General features: G+C 39.9%; 23 protein-coding genes and 3 tRNA genes. 16 read left to right on the top strand and 10 right to left on the bottom strand.

Annotated features, from left to right (window positions below; genetic code table 11):
* Window positions 1-89: 89 nt before the first annotated feature.
* The 3 genes from ACFSYC_RS15355 (at window position 90) to ACFSYC_RS15345 (ending at window position 2,284) form a co-directional block, all read left to right on the top strand.
* Window positions 90-1,022, top strand: coding sequence for a hypothetical protein (locus tag ACFSYC_RS15355; RefSeq protein WP_377129396.1), 933 nt, complete (start codon window positions 90-92; stop codon window positions 1,020-1,022).
* A complete protein-coding gene (locus ACFSYC_RS15350) occupies window positions 994-1,587 on the top strand; it encodes a hypothetical protein (protein ID WP_377129394.1) in 594 nt (197 codons plus the stop codon). The genes ACFSYC_RS15355 and ACFSYC_RS15350 overlap by 29 nt, the downstream gene beginning before the upstream one ends.
* A 79-nt stretch (window positions 1,588-1,666) precedes the next feature.
* Window positions 1,667-2,284 carry a hypothetical protein gene (locus ACFSYC_RS15345; protein WP_377129392.1) on the top strand — a complete coding sequence of 206 codons (618 nt, stop codon included), beginning with the start codon at window positions 1,667-1,669 and terminating at the stop codon, window positions 2,282-2,284.
* Here the strand turns inward: ACFSYC_RS15345 and ACFSYC_RS15340 are convergent.
* Window positions 2,253-2,795, bottom strand: a complete 543-nt coding sequence (locus ACFSYC_RS15340; protein ID WP_377129390.1) for a hypothetical protein — start codon at window positions 2,793-2,795, stop codon at window positions 2,253-2,255. The two genes, ACFSYC_RS15345 and ACFSYC_RS15340, sit on opposite strands and share 32 nt — an antisense overlap.
* Before the next feature lie 9 nt (window positions 2,796-2,804).
* Entirely contained in the window at window positions 2,805-3,707 is a 903-nt protein-coding gene (locus tag ACFSYC_RS15335; RefSeq protein WP_377129388.1) for a hypothetical protein, read from the bottom strand.
* A 54-nt stretch (window positions 3,708-3,761) separates the two neighbouring features.
* Here ACFSYC_RS15335 and ACFSYC_RS15330 point away from each other — a divergent pair, with 54 nt between their 5' ends.
* The 10 genes from ACFSYC_RS15330 (at window position 3,762) to ACFSYC_RS15285 (ending at window position 9,775) form a co-directional block, all read left to right on the top strand.
* On the top strand, window positions 3,762-4,334 hold the full coding sequence (locus ACFSYC_RS15330; RefSeq protein ID WP_377129387.1) for a hypothetical protein: 573 nt from the start codon (window positions 3,762-3,764) through the stop codon (window positions 4,332-4,334).
* Window positions 4,335-4,399: 65 nt separating this feature from the next.
* Window positions 4,400-4,576 carry a hypothetical protein gene (locus tag ACFSYC_RS15325; protein ID WP_377129385.1) on the top strand — a complete coding sequence of 59 codons (177 nt, stop codon included), beginning with the start codon at window positions 4,400-4,402 and terminating at the stop codon, window positions 4,574-4,576.
* Window positions 4,567-4,938, top strand: coding sequence for a hypothetical protein (locus tag ACFSYC_RS15320; protein WP_377129383.1), 372 nt, complete (start codon window positions 4,567-4,569; stop codon window positions 4,936-4,938). The genes ACFSYC_RS15325 and ACFSYC_RS15320 overlap by 10 nt, the downstream gene beginning before the upstream one ends.
* A 14-nt stretch (window positions 4,939-4,952) precedes the next feature.
* Window positions 4,953-5,216, top strand: a complete 264-nt coding sequence (locus ACFSYC_RS15315) for a hypothetical protein (RefSeq protein WP_377129382.1) — start codon at window positions 4,953-4,955, stop codon at window positions 5,214-5,216.
* A 9-nt stretch (window positions 5,217-5,225) separates the two neighbouring features.
* Window positions 5,226-5,534: a hypothetical protein gene (locus tag ACFSYC_RS15310; RefSeq protein ID WP_377129380.1), complete on the top strand. Its 309-nt coding sequence runs from the start codon at window positions 5,226-5,228 to the stop codon at window positions 5,532-5,534.
* Between the two features lie 546 nt (window positions 5,535-6,080).
* Complete coding sequence (locus tag ACFSYC_RS15305) at window positions 6,081-6,422, top strand: hypothetical protein (protein WP_377129378.1); 342 nt, start codon at window positions 6,081-6,083, stop codon at window positions 6,420-6,422.
* A 55-nt stretch (window positions 6,423-6,477) separates the two neighbouring features.
* Window positions 6,478-6,945, top strand: a complete 468-nt coding sequence (locus tag ACFSYC_RS15300; protein WP_377129376.1) for a hypothetical protein — start codon at window positions 6,478-6,480, stop codon at window positions 6,943-6,945.
* 156 nt (window positions 6,946-7,101) lie between these two features.
* Window positions 7,102-7,635 (top strand): hypothetical protein, encoded by a 534-nt coding sequence (locus ACFSYC_RS15295; protein ID WP_377129374.1) that lies wholly within the window; start codon window positions 7,102-7,104, stop codon window positions 7,633-7,635.
* Window positions 7,610-8,254: a hypothetical protein gene (locus tag ACFSYC_RS15290; RefSeq protein WP_377129373.1), complete on the top strand. Its 645-nt coding sequence runs from the start codon at window positions 7,610-7,612 to the stop codon at window positions 8,252-8,254. Before ACFSYC_RS15295 ends, ACFSYC_RS15290 begins: the two co-directional genes overlap by 26 nt.
* 12 nt (window positions 8,255-8,266) lie before the next feature.
* The gene (locus tag ACFSYC_RS15285; RefSeq protein WP_377129371.1) at window positions 8,267-9,775 is read left to right on the top strand and encodes a rhomboid family intramembrane serine protease; all 1,509 of its coding nucleotides are present in this window, start codon (window positions 8,267-8,269) and stop codon (window positions 9,773-9,775) included.
* A 238-nt stretch (window positions 9,776-10,013) separates the two neighbouring features.
* On the opposite strand, the gene ACFSYC_RS15280 is transcribed toward ACFSYC_RS15285, so the two are convergent.
* Window positions 10,014-10,610 (bottom strand): hypothetical protein, encoded by a 597-nt coding sequence (locus ACFSYC_RS15280; RefSeq protein ID WP_377129369.1) that lies wholly within the window; start codon window positions 10,608-10,610, stop codon window positions 10,014-10,016.
* A 112-nt stretch (window positions 10,611-10,722) separates the two neighbouring features.
* On the opposite strand from ACFSYC_RS15280, the gene ACFSYC_RS15275 reads away from it, so the two are divergent.
* Window positions 10,723-10,863, top strand: a complete 141-nt coding sequence (locus ACFSYC_RS15275; protein ID WP_377129368.1) for a hypothetical protein — start codon at window positions 10,723-10,725, stop codon at window positions 10,861-10,863.
* Here the strand turns inward: ACFSYC_RS15275 and ACFSYC_RS15270 are convergent.
* The 3 genes from ACFSYC_RS15270 to ACFSYC_RS15260 all read right to left on the bottom strand — a co-directional run bounded on the left by ACFSYC_RS15270 (window position 10,860) and on the right by ACFSYC_RS15260 (window position 12,527).
* Window positions 10,860-11,057 (bottom strand): Arm DNA-binding domain-containing protein, encoded by a 198-nt coding sequence (locus ACFSYC_RS15270; protein ID WP_377129366.1) that lies wholly within the window; start codon window positions 11,055-11,057, stop codon window positions 10,860-10,862. The genes ACFSYC_RS15275 and ACFSYC_RS15270 overlap by 4 nt on opposite strands.
* Before the next feature lie 291 nt (window positions 11,058-11,348).
* Window positions 11,349-11,421 (bottom strand) — tRNA-Lys (locus ACFSYC_RS15265).
* A 110-nt stretch (window positions 11,422-11,531) separates the two neighbouring features.
* Entirely contained in the window at window positions 11,532-12,527 is a 996-nt protein-coding gene (locus ACFSYC_RS15260; RefSeq protein WP_377129364.1) for a YCF48-related protein, read from the bottom strand.
* A gap of 119 nt (window positions 12,528-12,646) precedes the next feature.
* Between ACFSYC_RS15260 and ACFSYC_RS15255 the strand changes: the two genes are divergently transcribed.
* Together ACFSYC_RS15255 and ACFSYC_RS15250 are read left to right on the top strand one after the other, a co-directional pair.
* Window positions 12,647-12,730: transfer RNA gene (locus tag ACFSYC_RS15255), tRNA-Leu, on the top strand.
* An 83-nt stretch (window positions 12,731-12,813) separates the two neighbouring features.
* Window positions 12,814-12,897 (top strand) — tRNA-Leu (locus ACFSYC_RS15250).
* A 12-nt stretch (window positions 12,898-12,909) separates the two neighbouring features.
* On the opposite strand, the gene ACFSYC_RS15245 is transcribed toward ACFSYC_RS15250, so the two are convergent.
* Genes ACFSYC_RS15245 through ACFSYC_RS15230 form a run of 4 tightly spaced genes read right to left on the bottom strand, consistent with a single transcriptional unit; the run spans window position 12,910 to window position 14,317 of the window.
* On the bottom strand, window positions 12,910-13,356 hold the full coding sequence (locus tag ACFSYC_RS15245; RefSeq protein ID WP_377129362.1) for a hypothetical protein: 447 nt from the start codon (window positions 13,354-13,356) through the stop codon (window positions 12,910-12,912).
* 4 nt (window positions 13,357-13,360) lie between these two features.
* The gene (locus tag ACFSYC_RS15240; protein WP_377129360.1) at window positions 13,361-13,618 is read right to left on the bottom strand and encodes a hypothetical protein; all 258 of its coding nucleotides are present in this window, start codon (window positions 13,616-13,618) and stop codon (window positions 13,361-13,363) included.
* Window positions 13,615-14,100 carry a lysozyme gene (locus tag ACFSYC_RS15235; RefSeq protein ID WP_377129358.1) on the bottom strand — a complete coding sequence of 162 codons (486 nt, stop codon included), beginning with the start codon at window positions 14,098-14,100 and terminating at the stop codon, window positions 13,615-13,617. Before ACFSYC_RS15235 ends, ACFSYC_RS15240 begins: the two co-directional genes overlap by 4 nt.
* Complete coding sequence (locus ACFSYC_RS15230; protein WP_377129356.1) at window positions 14,084-14,317, bottom strand: hypothetical protein; 234 nt, start codon at window positions 14,315-14,317, stop codon at window positions 14,084-14,086. The genes ACFSYC_RS15235 and ACFSYC_RS15230 overlap by 17 nt, the downstream gene beginning before the upstream one ends.
* Between the last annotated feature and the right edge of the window lie 16 nt (window positions 14,318-14,333).

Raw genomic sequence — 14,333 nt, 5'->3', positions numbered from 1 at the left:
TTCATTAAGCTATAAGCGCCCTAAAAGTTAAATGTTTGACTATCCTGTTGAAACTAATAGTTGTCTCTTCGGTTATTAGTTTTACAACTATGGTAAAAGCCTTATTAATACTCATCTTGACCTGTGTGGCCAGCGTAAGCTTTGCACAGCAAAATGATTCTTATTATGGCATGGTGATAACTAAAGTCACCAACGACGGATCATCAGGCGACACCAGCAAGTTGCTTTATTGCCGTAATAAATCCGGCAGCCTGCTTTCTGTTTACACGGTACGGGGCAGAATAGTTGCAGTGGGAACCGCTTACAGTATAAAAGCTGGAAAAGACGGCCTTTATTTTTATTCGCGACCAAAACTTTCCACCCCTTTAACCACTGATAGTTTACGGATCGATTTTAAAGACACAGAGCATATAATTTTGATCAACAAACACGATAGCTATAGCCTCTATCCAGCTTATTACACCAGGTTTAAACAGGAAGTCGCGTCCAACCATTCCGTAATAGCCTTATTGGGATTATTGGAGGATGGGATCGGCGACTATCCCATAGAAGACGCGCTTCCCTTAATAGGGTACACACCTCAGCTTGACCAACATATTCAACAGGCTAAAGTGATGACGCAACGCAGCCAGTCAGACCTGATCGATACGTGGATTTGCACTTACCGATATAACAAAAGCCATAAGCTTACTGCGATCAGTGCCGTTGATGGGGAACTAAGCCGCTTTACTAAAAAGATCATTTATAACGGCGCCAAAGCTTCCTCCATCCAATTATACTTGAATATAGAAGACCGGCAAGTAACCGACAGAACGATCAGCTATGACCGTAAGGATCGTTTGTCGCTAAAATGGAAGGAGCGTGTACTGGAAACCGGTAAAAATCGTGAAACGGGTCTATCAACCAGTTTCTACTGGCATGACCTGGGTATGTTCCTGAAAATTGACCCATCCCCGGCAGAAATTTTATATACACTTAGACCAGCTACTAAAAATGGCATCACCAAAAGTTACCCTGATTAGTTTGCCGCTTTTGTTATTGATAATAGCCTGCGGCCAAAGCCCGCAAAAGGCCACAAAAAAAAACACCGGGCCAATTGAACTTTCCAAACTCCTGTTAACGGAAAACACATTAGGTATGATGACTTCCCAAGGCGTTAAACGGGAAAAGAAGGATTCTTTGGATAAAACGCTGTTGGGACTGGAAGTTTTTAAAACCAGTGATCCTAAAGCCATGCACTTTGGCGGAGAAGATTTTTACGGCCAAACCGGTAAACACAGAAATTACGTGTTGTTTCATTATTATGAGAGCAACGACAGACTTGCTTTTTATGAACTGAATGTTTACACTAAGCCACAAACGAACGCTTTGATCAGTCAATTGGAAAAGCACTACGCTAAACCCATCTTCCAAAAGGTTGGTGCGCAGGACGGGGATCATGATCTGGACGAAAAGGGTAATATGGTTAAACCTAAACCGGATGATAATTACGCTTATAGGGTTTGGCTAAATAAACAAACAGGGATCACTTATTTTTGGTATGCAATGGACCCAATGTACAGATCAGAACGCAACTGGTCGCTTTAAAGCGTGCGGAGCGATCGGGTAAAGAATGGGTCAGTTTAATGTCCTTGGATTGGTTTGAAAAAAGATAAACTGTGATCAATTGAACTATCTTAAATCTACTTACATCCCCGGCGAAAGCAACCCGGTTGTACACTTAAAATGTGGCAACCTGCGTACTGGTTTTTTGGCCCTGAGCCTGGTGTTTTGGCTTTTCATCTTACTTTTTGTTTGCCATTTAGCGGCGTATAGCGCCATACCTGTTTTATCTACGCCTGCCAAGGCCATTATCAAATTTTTTAGCCAACCCAAAGCGATGATGACCGGGCCGGTTATTATATTGGGCACATTAATGTATTTCGCTTACGGCCGTAAGAAGCTCGTTTGGGATAACGGGCTGATCATTGATGATAAACGCGTAGATGTTGACCAATACCAGTTTAAGTGGTTATTTACCGGCGTTAATTTGATTTACCTGCGTTCAGGCAGCAAGTTGTGGATCGTTTATCCGGTGACATCGCAGGATAACGTAAAGTTTAAGAACAAAGCGGTAATGCAAAAGGAAATGGCCGAGAATGAAGTACAGGTAAAAGTTTTTAAAGAACAACTCGCCAATTCCGGCGCAACAGCACATCGCTTTTGGTTTTTTACCAAGGGCGTTATTATTTCTTTTGCTATCCTGTTGGCGGTTATGGCTGCAGCTTTTTCAGGTTTGTTCTGATCTGCATTTTTATAAGATCTATAATTTCCAACTTTTCCTGGTCTTTTAGCACACCCAATGCAACCAATGCAACTATACCCGTCTCCAGGGTTAAACATAGTTGCCCGCCCATCCAAAAACTTTTTTTGTAAGTTATATCTCTGATATCCGAGTAAGGCCTGAACGTTAATGAACCTGTATCCATAGCTACTTTGCTGTATTTACTTCCTTTGGGAATTTCGCGATAGTAAAACCCTTCGTTATCCAACTTTGCACGTTCCACGCCGTCAGCATATTTCAGGTATAAATAACCACCCGCTAAAAAGCCGGCTTTAAATAAAAGGAAAAGTATAGAAGTGAAAAATTCAAATACCCCTTCAAAGCTAATGAACACCCTTTGTAAATTTTCCCACAGAGATCTGTCTAAATCAATCCCTCCGAAGGTAATGCCCAAACCAATGATCATTAAGATCACCCCGATGGTAATTGACCGCCACGGTGGAAGGTAATAACTTTTAGTTTCTTGCTCCATATTTGATAATTAACTACCCGAATTAAGCCTGCCGCGATAAACCCGAATCAACCTTTCAAGCTTGTTGCGATTGGTATCCAGTTCAGTAATTTCTTTATTAACTATACCACCCGGATATTTAAAATGAAGCGTGTATTTGATGAAATTTCTTCTTTGCGTGGCGGTTACCTCTATATCATAAATCACGTCCCATGGCACCAGGCCGTTATCCCAGGTATAAAGTCCTGTTTTATTTAAAGTTAGTTGTGGCTTGCGGTTAAGCAGGTTTTTAAACGTAGCAATAATCATATACCAAGGTGCTAAAGCAAAAGCAAACCCAATAAGCTTTACCCATATGGTAGACGCTTTTATGGATGAAAGGTATAAGGCCGTTATACCAATGCTGCTAATAAACAAACCCAGCAGAATATTTAAACTTAGTTCCAATTTTGAAAAATAGATATTAGTTTCTGCGGGTATGCTGCTATCATCAATAAAATTTCCGCGAAATTGGAATCTTTCCTGTAGCTTGGCCCATTGCTCGCGCTCTTTGGTAGATTGAATTTGCAGTTGATCCATCGCCGATCCATATAAGGGAAATAAATGTGCCTGCAACGCTACTATTTTAAGCTCATGTACGTCGTCCACATGGTCAAATGCCCATAACTTCCAGGCAGTGGTGCGCTTGCTCCAATATAAAAAAGGCAGGTAAAAAAATAGCACAAAAGTAAGCAGAATTATACCGCCCACTACCAACCAGCTATTTTTGGTAAATGCCGGGCCGTCTATTAACGCCATAATCAGCAATGCAATCGGGAACAGGAAAAAAAACAATCCGGCTATCATCAGTATCCGGGGAAGCAAAAGCATACTGCGGCCTTTAGCTACGGCTTCATCTACTGATATTAATTCGGATTTTTGGTAGGTAGACATGTACTTAACTACAACCCGACTTAAACAAAACGGTTTTGAATTGTTATCATTGGTATGAAGGCTACTATTGCTACTTTCTTATTTATCAGCTTCATTTATTCTGCCTTCGGGCAATCTGGCACCTACCGATTTAAAGGGAACTCCGGCGCATCGGGCACTATTGCCGTTAGACGAAGCCACACGCAGATGACGGGCGACATATTTGTCTGGTGGAACAGAGCCTCAGGAACCAACGGATCATTCTCCGGAAAAGGAATACTACACAATGATACTTGTGTTTTAAAATCAGTGGATGATGCCGGCTGTTTTGTTAAGCTAATATTTAATAGCAGTGAACTGAAAGCCGTATTTAACGATTGCATGACCAGTAATCTACCGGAGGATTTTTCCGGTGTTTATAAAAAGATAACGGATCATCTTCCCGGTGAATATCAGATCGCTACTGACAAAGCCTACTTTTATAAAAATTTAAATACCCAGACCCGACTGAAAGCCTATTTAGTTAAGGGTAACAAAGTAAGTGTTGACATAGAGAATATGGCAGACAGTAATTGGATATTTATCAATTTTACAAATGCAGTCGGCAAAGTTACCAGTGGGTACATGCCTTGGTCGGCTTTTAAATAATAATGATGAGTTTAATTTTGTTTAGGATCGCGTTTTTTTGTCTGGTACCGATAGGTATATTTATTTTGATTAAGACTATACGCCTGCTGAAAGGTGTTTTTAACGGGGAGGTTTTAGCAGAAATTCCATTTACGCAAAAAGTAACCGTATTTAACATCACTAAGCCGGGTATTTACGCCATCTGGCAAAAAGGGCAACTATTCCAGCGTACGCCGGTAGATAAGTTCAAAAATTGGAGCTGACCAGAGAACCTTCGGGAGAAGAAGTGGCCTTACCGAAATCTTTTTTTAGCCCGCATTTAAATGGAATGGATACCGCGCGTATGGAGATGAACCGTTTTTCGGCTGATAGCGGCATCTACAAGCTGAAGGTTATTGAAGGAACCAGCGCGTCTTTGTTCGAAAAATTGTTTTCAAAACTGTTTCCTGCCAAGAATTTAAATTATACCCAGTACTTCATCCAGTTGCGGGAAAGCCGACCGGTATACTATATTATTGCCGCCATCCCCTTGTTTACTATTTCGGCGTTCTGCATCATTGGCGGGTTAGTAGGTGGCTTTTTGGCACCTGTTATTTTGACCGACATGGGTGTTACTTTTAGTTGATTAACCTACATATTATGATACACAGTGGCGAACAAGCACTCCAGGTAGCACGTGCTATACTTGAAAAAAACGAGATCAAGCATATTTCGGTGGACGCTCCGCGGGAAGAGCTAAATTTCCAATTTCTGGATAGCAAATTGGTGACAGATGCTTGGGTCATCTGCTATACTTATATGGTTTTTCAGGATGAAGATGCATTTATTTTTTTGGATGACCGAAACGATTTGAAACTGATATATGTTTTAACAAAGCACGATTACGTGATGTACGATCAATAAAAAACCTTTATGTATAAAGAGGTAAAAACAAAAAAAGAGTATCGGGATCTGATGGAAGACATGTTAACTGAGACGGGTAGTTTAATTGTTAGATTTCCACAAATAGGAATATATAAAAGTATTTTCGATCAGTTACAGGACATAAAAAAGACAATAATAGTAGAACAAAAAGAACTCGATGAAGACGAAATGGATGAGCGGTATAATTTAGGGGGAATGATCTCGAAAAATTTCAACTCAGAAACTGAATTGTACTCACGTAAATTGGAAGACTTATTTGGGGCAGCATCAGAGTACTACAAATTGCCTACAGAATAATAAATCTTAAAACCTGCTTTGACTGTCCGTTTTGATCGTATGAATATCCTTAATCTTACTAACACCAACACTACTTATAATGATGTTGAAATAAGTTGGCAAACGCTTCCTGTAGCAGGTTTTTTGTACAACATCGGCGGAAATACCGCGAGGTTAAATTACAAAAGGGAATTCGTTTATACGTTATTGATGATATAGATATTAGATTTGGGGGGGGTAAATAATAAAATATAGCAAGCGGAGCTGATTTTAAAAAAACGTGAAGCTGATTTTAAAGACCCCAATATGCCAGACACCGAATACAGCGGATCAGTTACAATTAATTATCGTGAGTTAGCGATGCCATTGACAATAAAATACTTTAAAAACAACCAGCACATCCAATTAATAAAAGATACAAATAGCTTGAAATATGGGTTGAATATTTACTTCGCTTATTTAGGTGATAGGAAATTTACGCTATGGGCTGATAAAAATGATGAAGAAATAACGTCCCTCTATTTTTAATTATCAAATTTCAATTGTTAGGCTATAATGAAGTTTACTATGAATAAGATCAAACAAGATTACTTAACCGCATTTGAACGCCTGGCAAGATCAAAACTCGAACAAAACGGCTACGTTTTTAAGTTCCTTCCTGAGGAAGTGGAAAGCTCATCGACTTTTAGAATTTTGATTTCAAAAAACGGGGATGAATATTTGCTTTTCTTTTCTACACATCATCTGGATCTTTCGGATGGTGTAATGATTTGCAAAACTGATGATCGCAAAATCCATTATGACAGGATCTTGCTGCCATCTTCACCGTTAAACAACGATCAGGATTTTCGCTATGGGCATAATGATGACGAAATTGAAAGAATCACGGCAGATATTTGCGCTTTATAATACCGTCCAATATCTTAAAAAAAAAGTTTAATACAAAATTATTACACGCAGATTAATGAATCAATCGATTCCGCCTGAAACCATTATCAAGTTATCCAAATGGAAGATCGTTTGGCTTATAGCTATGTTTGTGGTGGCAATTGGCGGCATTGCTTCACTAATTCAGGGCGGCAGTATCCCGAAATATATTATGGCGATCGTAAGCATAATAATAGGATCAGGCTTGGTTTATGCAGAATACAGGAACCTGCTGGAACTTAATAAACCACAACTGATCATCAGTACTAAAGGCATTCAAACCAGTGATGATGAATTTCATCCATGGCAAACAATCAGTAATGAAAAATTAATACCGCTGGGCTCGATCAAGCCAACCTGGTTCCTTTGGTTTGAATCGCCGGGCGGGAACCGGAAAATTCATTTAGACGGATTAAATAAAAGTCCAAATGAGATCATAGAACTCGTAAAGTTGTATAAGGCACTGGCTTATTCGTTGCCAGGACAGGAAACTGATGACCAATAAGAAAGCTTTGCCTGTGATAATCATTGTACCATATCGCCTATTATCGTCGCAAGGATAGTTATTCGTGTATTTATAACCATCACCTTATTCATAGGCAATGTTTTAACCGACTCTAAAACCCCATAACATTTGCGCTATTTTGTTGTTAAGCTTACCATGACCAAAGCCTATTATTTTCCTACCGTAAGAGCGATCATTACCGGGATACTTCTGCTTTTGATAGGGTTGTCTCCGATTTACGGCGTAATGCTTATAGATCATTCCGTAACAGCAGGTATTGTGTTTTTTGTACAGGGATTTTTCAGATTTCCTGAAATTATATTGGTAATAATTTTCCTGGTCATGATCATTTCAGGTATACTCTATCTGATAAATGCCCGCAAGATATTACGGTTAAAGCTGGAGGAAACAGGCGTTTACTATATGCCCTTTGCGGAAAGTGCCCCCGCTAAATATAAACCTATATTTAATATGTTCTTTTTAAAAGAGAGGCTAAAGTTTATTCCTTACAGCGATATTACCTGTGCAGATTATAAAGTAGATAAGAGGTGGGGCGATTTTGTAAGTATAAAGCTAAAGAACGGACAGTCGGTACGGTTACTTTCAGCGCCGTTTACGATGGCAGATAAAAAAGAAGTAGTGGCCATGATCAATAGCAAAACTAATGACAGAGATCAATTACACCTTTAAGGAAAAAGTACTGTTCATTCTGGTCCCGATTTCTTATCCGCGGATGTATACCCAGAGTATTGGTGCGGTGGTTATAATTGTAGCCTTATTTGTTTGGAGTGACGATCAGTTGCGCAGGCAACTTTCAACTAAACCGATCAGTGGTATAATTACGGATATTAAAATAGGCAGCAAAGGCGGCAGTGCCGGCGGTAAGTATAGCGGACGAAGCACTTATTACCATCTTCAGATCGCGGGTTATAAACGTAATTTTGAGTTAGCGGACGCCAGCGTGTTTGAAAACTGGCAGTTAGATGAGGACGACTTTAAGAAAGGTGATCAAGCCTCATTTAGTATCATGGCGGTTGAAGAGTCCTACCGGCAAAAACCAACCGAATATTTGATGCAACGTAATATTGACTGGCCACAGGAATCGTCCAGCATCAAAATTTATGGATTGAATATTAATGGTAAAAGGGTACTATCTGCTAACGCTACAATAAGGGGCCAAACTTATGGCCGCTGGTTTTGGTTAATGGTTCCCTTGTTTATGTATGCCTTCTTTTGTATTTTGATTCGTACGCAGTTAAAAAACTGGACTCAGGCCGCTGAAAATAAAGACCTCGACGGTGTGATCTAACTACATAGTAGCATGAGTTATGTATCACAACCAATTAAATTAAGTACTTATAACGTTAATACTATGGGCGAACCTGTACATACGCTATCACTCGAAGTCCTGACCAAAAAGCAGCGCCTGGTTATTGCCTTTGAAACTATAAAACAACTGGGCTGGCGCATTAAGTTCGTGTCGGATGCCGGTGTTATTGCGTACACAGATAACAGCAGCTTTTCCTGGAATGGTGAAATTACAGTGAAACTGGAGCAGGATACTGCCAGTATTAAATGCGTAACGATATCAAACGTTATGCTTGATTACGGCCAAAGCAAAATCGCCGTTGCCCAATACATGGCATCATTTGAAAAAATGCGGTCTGCGTTTACAGATGAGGAGATCAATAAACTATATAAGCAATACGAAAGGGATTTTGTTCCTGCCTATGAAGATATATTAAAACCGGATACAAGGCCACGATTTAATGTGGTGACTAGCTATTGGTGGTTTTTATTACCAGGTAAAAACTATTTCATTACGCCGTTCATAGTCTTCTTAAATATCTTGGTCTTCATTATTATGGTTTGTGCAGGTGTAGGGGTATTTGAGCCCGAAACCAAAAGTATGATTGAATGGGGAGCCAATTCTACTGTAACCACGTTGGACGGGCAATGGTGGAGGCTGCTTACTAACTGTTTTTTACATTTCGGTTTGTTCCATTTGGTGTTAAATATGTATGCGCTGGTTTATGTTGGCTTTTTTTTGGAAGCTATTATTGGCAAGGCAAGGTTTGTAACTGCGTATCTTTTAACTGGTATTGTTGCCAGCCTTGTTAGCCTTTGGTGGCACGACTATACGATTAGTGCAGGTGCTTCGGGCGCAATTTTTGGATTGTATGGGGTCTTCCTGGCTGTGTTAAGCACTAATTATATAGAGCGCTCTTTGCGTAACGGCGTATTAGCCAGTATCGGGATGTTTGTAGTATACAACCTGGTGTATGGCAGCTTTAAGGGCGGTATAGACAACGCGGCCCATATTGGTGGACTATTAAGTGGAGTAGTAATTGGTTATCTGTATGTAATTACTTTAAGAAAGCCGGATGATAGAAAACTCACGTGGCTTATTTTGTCTTCCACAATAGTGATAGTCTTTGCTTGTTCCGCTTTTGCATATTCATCTATGTCTAAAAACGACCGTGTCATTTACTATAAACGGATACAAGAGTTTTATAAATTGGAAGAGAAAGCGTTAGCACCTATTAAGAAGCAGGAATATCAGCCAGATAGGCAACGTTTATCCGACTTAAATAACAGCATTGGTTATTGGAAGAGCGGTGTCATATTGATAAAAGAACTGGGTCGGCTTAAACTTTCTGAAAAGATACATAATCGGAACGAATTACTTGCACAGTATTGCCAACTCAGGATCCACAGTTATCAATTGATGCACGAAGCAGTTACACATGAGACCGATATGAACAGTTCTAAACAACAGAATATTAATCAGCAAACTAAACAAGTAATAGAAAAATTATCTTCTCGTTAAAAAATTACAATAATGCAAGAAATAATTGCATATCGTAGGTGGAAATTAATAAACCTAAACAACGATGGAAAAGCCGGTTACCGTACAGGCAGCTATTGATCAAGATGAAGTCAGTTGCGTACCCCGAGACTCCTTTTAGTGCTGGGATTCTTTATCTTTTGCGCTCCCTTACTGTTTAAGGCCAAAAAAAGCACTTTTAAAAGTTTGATCTTTAAAAGATGAAGCTAATTATTATTGTTTATCTGTAACTGTCTTTCAAGTTACCATCGCGCTTATTTTTGATTGTTTTCCAGCTATTGGCATCATATTCAAATACTATGGCATTCTCCCCAGCGATCATCTGATGGGTGTACAGGCCACTTAGTATCAACATATTTCGGGGCTTTTGCCAGCTCTGACCGGAAAGGACGATGAAAGTTGTTACCCGCGTACCTTTATTTAGCACCGCAATGCTTTTCCTTTCCGGAATTTTAGTATCTTCAAAGTTAACTGCGGAACCATTAGGGCGATAGTAGTTTTTAACTTTAACTAATCTCGCAGTCTGTAGGTCTTTCCAAGTGATAGTTCTCTTCCAGAATATGGAATATGCAGTAACGCCATTGGCATTGATTATAATCAGCGGCAAGACTGATGAAGTTAGGATCCAGATAGCAAAAACGAGGATTACAATTAAAGCTGGCAAATAAAGCGGATTTTCTACTGTGAAGTAATTTAACCCATACTGTAAAAGCATAGATGTCCCCAATAGGATCATCCCCAATCCAATTACGAGAAATAACGAGGCAATCGTATTTAAAAACATATTGGTGGAAAAGAGACGATAGGTTGTTTTCATTCCAATCTATGGGTATATAACTATCAAACCATAACGGTCACAAATGCTTGTACATAATCGGAAGAAATTCTTGATTATAATAAATTAGTAAGAAACAGATTTCTGTCCACCTATGAAAAAGCAAACCCAACATACAGTTACAAACGCAAAAATACAACCCAGCATTGATATATCCACTGCAAAAGATAAAGAGGAGAAACACGATCATGAGCATGAAGGAAATGAAGCCGGTCACGATCACGAGCATGATTAGTTTATAATCTGCGCAACCACTTGTGGCAGTTGCGGATTCTTCATCCCAATGATTGGGATGGATTTTTTGCCAGAAGAAAACTCCGTACGGCCTCCTTTTACCGTTATACGAACATAGATCGGCACTAAACCTTCTTTTGTAGCTTTCTGACGTTTTAGCCAAAATAAAATGGAAAGATCTTCATTTACTTTCATGGGATTTTTGTTTAAAAAATGAAACCAACGTTTTTAAACTGAAAATCAAACTGGTACCAGCCACCAGTATTAATTCGGTGACCTAATTTCGGAAGAAAATATAAGTCACCGAATAGGTCACCGATTACTTTGAATTACATTGAACTAACTTGTATTGAAATTTTTGAGAAAAGTGGAGGGATGGATTTGGATAAAGTCGATTTCTAAGCTAAAAACCGCGTTTAAACAAAAAAGAGCCTCTTTTTCAAGAGGCTCTTACTTCAAAACGTTCGACCTGTTGGGTGGTCTTTGTGATCCCGCTGGGATTCGAACCCAGGACCCCAACATTAAAAGTGTTATGCTCTACCAGCTGAGCTACAGAATCATTTAGCGTTTCCGTTTAAAGTGGTGCAAATATAGGGCTATAAAGTATTTTGTGCAAGTGTTATTTTGATTTATTTATTAATATTTTAGAAACACTTCATTTACAGTTAACTAAAATTTTAAAACCCCTATTTTACCTTTGTCGCCAGCCAATAAAACCAAATTTCCATGCTTTGCTTTGCGGCAAACGTTATAGCTAGTATCTTCAATCTTAACCCAGTTTTTGCCGCCGTCAGTAGTAATATTGCTTCCGGCAGTGCCTGTTGATAAAAAAATATTTTTTTTGACATACTCTGCACCTGATTGATAACCAGATGGAAAGGTCGTAGATAATTGCCACGTTTTACCTTTGTCAAAGGAATAACATGCCGTCGAATCCCGCCTTTTATTTTTTTGATAGTCGCCCCCAACTATTATAAGTTGATTTTTACCAACAGCGATTGAAAACGCTCCTTGCGTACTTTTCCCGTGGGTAATTGGTACAGATATCTTTGTCCATTGTTTATCTTTCTGCGTCAAAAGTGCGGCAACCGGTCCGCCTGTTGCTATGGCAAATATTCCATTAATACGTAAGCAGGTGCCACTGGCCGCAAAAGCTGCCTGATTCTTTACTGCGTCGGGGCCAGTACAGAGGGTCCAGGTATCGCCACCATTTTTAGTTTCCATCAACAAAAATTTGCCATTTATTGGGTCGCCCATTACAAAGCCATGTTTAGGGCTGTCAAAATCCATGGCATCTAAAAAGTAAGAGGTATCTGCATTTTGGTAATTAACTTTCCAGTTAATGCCACCGTCAATAGTTTTCATGATCAGCGCCGGTGTGCCCGAGCTCATAATTATGGCTTCTTTGGCAGAAAAAGCTTCGATATCTCTAAAATCAGATTTTTCAAATCCCTTTATCTGCTGCCACTTCCACGATTTGCCACCATCGGTTGTTATAGCTATATTTCCCTTACTACCGCTTATCCAAGCCACTTGATTGTTGACAACCGATAAACCGCGGATACTGGTTGGATTGCCCTGCTGTAGTACCTCAATGTGTTGAGCCAATAATGTGTTTGACCATAACATTATAAGTAACAAAATTGCCTGTTTAAAATTGCGCATGATAAAGCTGTTTACAGATAAATTTTACCTAAGATAGCTTTTATCAGCATTTTATCTAAAGCAGATATTTTTAATATTTATATTCGGTCAGAAAAATTATATTTGCACCCTGCTTGCAGGCCCGGATGGCGAAATTGGTAAACGTTGCGGTCTCAGAAGCCGTTGAGAATTGTCTCTTGAGAGTTCGAGTCTCTCTTCGGGCACATCCATTTTTTAAATTGAGATATTAGACGTGGGATATTTAAAATGTCCATGGCTTGTCTCTCAACACTCAAATCTTTAACAGGCCCGGGTGGCGAAATTGGTAGACGCACCATCTTGAGGGGGTGGCATTCGTAAGGATGTACGAGTTCGAATCTCGTTCCGGGCACTCCCTGTCAAACTACACTTTGTATTTATGCTGATAATACCACTCCAGTAGATATACGCTGTCACTCCATGTTAATTCGCCGTCGGCAGCTGCTTGTGCAATCAGTATTGACAGGGTGTGAAGGTAGGCGCTGTTGATCTCGCCTTCAAGGCTTTGCAACGTCGTTATAGCGCAGGCAACCAGTTGATTCGGATCAGTTAAGTCATCGCAGTTATCAACCAGTTTAAGAGTTGTTAATATAGCGGGGATTTTAGCCCGCAAGATGCTTTTTATTCCATCGTCAATAGTGCCGGGGATGATTATGGTCAGTACATCAGCTGCAGGCGAGTCGACAAATAGCTTAATGTTTTCTGTTATTACGACTCCAAGATGAATGGCCGACTTCAGATCGGGTGAGATATCTGCGAATAAATTTTTTATAGTTTCCCAGATTTTTGATAGGATTGATTTAAGGCTCATTTGATTATATTTTTGATATTTTTTTGTGCATTAGTGCGTCTACTTCTTGTCTAAGCAGTGCCACATTACCCTCCAGCACGTTAAGCCTTATTTCGTTAATACGTGCCTGCGTTTCCTGCGTGGTACGTACGTCGCGGATATCATTTTTTAGCTGAAAGTAAGTGGTCATTACCGATACAACGATGCTCGCTGTACTGACTACGGTGACAATAAGATTTCTAAGGGTTATGCCTTTAAGCTCGCGATGTTCTATAGCTGTCATAATTGTGTTTTGTAAGTGTTTGATAGAAATAACCGGCGCTCTTTGGCCCTCCGTTTAACCAAAGCGTCAAGGGTTACCTTTTGGCCGGTTGTGCTATGTGTAACTTTGTTCCATATTAAAAATTGGTCGGCCGCGGCTTGATAATCGCCGGTGTTTAATTTTTTAAGCAAGGTTGACCTTTGCAAACCGTAAATGCCGATATTGTAGGTAATTGACACAAGCGCGTCAAACTGCGTTTGTGTCAACGCTACTTTTACAAAATCATTTACAGCTTGGGTATATTGGCCAAGCGTATTGTTAAACAGTGCATCTGCTTGAAGCTGGGTGACCAGTTTGTCGCCGGGTTTTACGGCCCTGCCGTCATGGTAGCGGGTAGAACCATAACCTATGGTCCATATGCCCGCGCTATCACGATAGGCGTTTAGCCGCAAACCCTCGGAACATTTAATCAGGCCTTCGCCCTGGTTACTTAATGTCATCATAATTATTGGGTGTTAGCTGCTTAACAGCAAATTGCGAAATGATGGTAATCGTGCTGCCTACCGAGATAAGGACAGTACTTAACCTGGATGGTATGCCACTCAACTGGCTCAGCGATGTGCCAAGACCAGCCAAGCCGATACCGAAGGTTTGCAATCGTTTAAAAAATGGTGGTGTGGCAGCGATAAGGCGCTGCCAGGGAGTTAAAGTTAGGGGCATGAGAAAGTTGTTATTA

It is taken from the genome of Mucilaginibacter antarcticus, assembly GCF_042686155.1.
Lineage (GTDB): Bacteria > Bacteroidota > Bacteroidia > Sphingobacteriales > Sphingobacteriaceae > Mucilaginibacter > Mucilaginibacter antarcticus.
The sequence above is the reverse complement of the archived record's forward strand: the minus strand, read 5'-3'. Positions and strand labels throughout refer to the sequence as shown.

Bases quoted from the DNA above. Each gene is read 5' to 3' on its own strand.
- ACFSYC_RS15290 (WP_377129373.1), top strand. From the start codon at position 7,610: ATGACAGAGATCAATTACACCTTTAAGGAAAAAGTACTGTTCATTCTG.
- ACFSYC_RS15315 (WP_377129382.1), top strand. From the start codon at position 4,953: ATGATACACAGTGGCGAACAAGCACTCCAGGTAGCACGTGCTATACTT.
- ACFSYC_RS15275 (WP_377129368.1), top strand. From the start codon at position 10,723: ATGAAAAAGCAAACCCAACATACAGTTACAAACGCAAAAATACAACCC.
- ACFSYC_RS15340 (WP_377129390.1), bottom strand. From the start codon at position 2,795: ATGGAGCAAGAAACTAAAAGTTATTACCTTCCACCGTGGCGGTCAATT.
- ACFSYC_RS15355 (WP_377129396.1), top strand. From the start codon at position 90: ATGGTAAAAGCCTTATTAATACTCATCTTGACCTGTGTGGCCAGCGTA.
- ACFSYC_RS15305 (WP_377129378.1), top strand. From the start codon at position 6,081: ATGAATAAGATCAAACAAGATTACTTAACCGCATTTGAACGCCTGGCA.
- ACFSYC_RS15240 (WP_377129360.1), bottom strand. From the start codon at position 13,618: ATGACAGCTATAGAACATCGCGAGCTTAAAGGCATAACCCTTAGAAAT.
- ACFSYC_RS15330 (WP_377129387.1), top strand. From the start codon at position 3,762: ATGAAGGCTACTATTGCTACTTTCTTATTTATCAGCTTCATTTATTCT.
- ACFSYC_RS15285 (WP_377129371.1), top strand. From the start codon at position 8,267: ATGAGTTATGTATCACAACCAATTAAATTAAGTACTTATAACGTTAAT.
- ACFSYC_RS15280 (WP_377129369.1), bottom strand. From the start codon at position 10,610: ATGAAAACAACCTATCGTCTCTTTTCCACCAATATGTTTTTAAATACG.
- ACFSYC_RS15295 (WP_377129374.1), top strand. From the start codon at position 7,102: ATGACCAAAGCCTATTATTTTCCTACCGTAAGAGCGATCATTACCGGG.
- ACFSYC_RS15270 (WP_377129366.1), bottom strand. From the start codon at position 11,057: ATGAAAGTAAATGAAGATCTTTCCATTTTATTTTGGCTAAAACGTCAG.
- ACFSYC_RS15245 (WP_377129362.1), bottom strand. From the start codon at position 13,356: ATGAGCCTTAAATCAATCCTATCAAAAATCTGGGAAACTATAAAAAAT.
- ACFSYC_RS15300 (WP_377129376.1), top strand. From the start codon at position 6,478: ATGAATCAATCGATTCCGCCTGAAACCATTATCAAGTTATCCAAATGG.
- ACFSYC_RS15260 (WP_377129364.1), bottom strand. From the start codon at position 12,527: ATGCGCAATTTTAAACAGGCAATTTTGTTACTTATAATGTTATGGTCA.
- ACFSYC_RS15310 (WP_377129380.1), top strand. From the start codon at position 5,226: ATGTATAAAGAGGTAAAAACAAAAAAAGAGTATCGGGATCTGATGGAA.
- ACFSYC_RS15350 (WP_377129394.1), top strand. From the start codon at position 994: ATGGCATCACCAAAAGTTACCCTGATTAGTTTGCCGCTTTTGTTATTG.
- ACFSYC_RS15230 (WP_377129356.1), bottom strand. From the start codon at position 14,317: ATGCCCCTAACTTTAACTCCCTGGCAGCGCCTTATCGCTGCCACACCA.
- ACFSYC_RS15235 (WP_377129358.1), bottom strand. From the start codon at position 14,100: ATGATGACATTAAGTAACCAGGGCGAAGGCCTGATTAAATGTTCCGAG.
- ACFSYC_RS15335 (WP_377129388.1), bottom strand. From the start codon at position 3,707: ATGTCTACCTACCAAAAATCCGAATTAATATCAGTAGATGAAGCCGTA.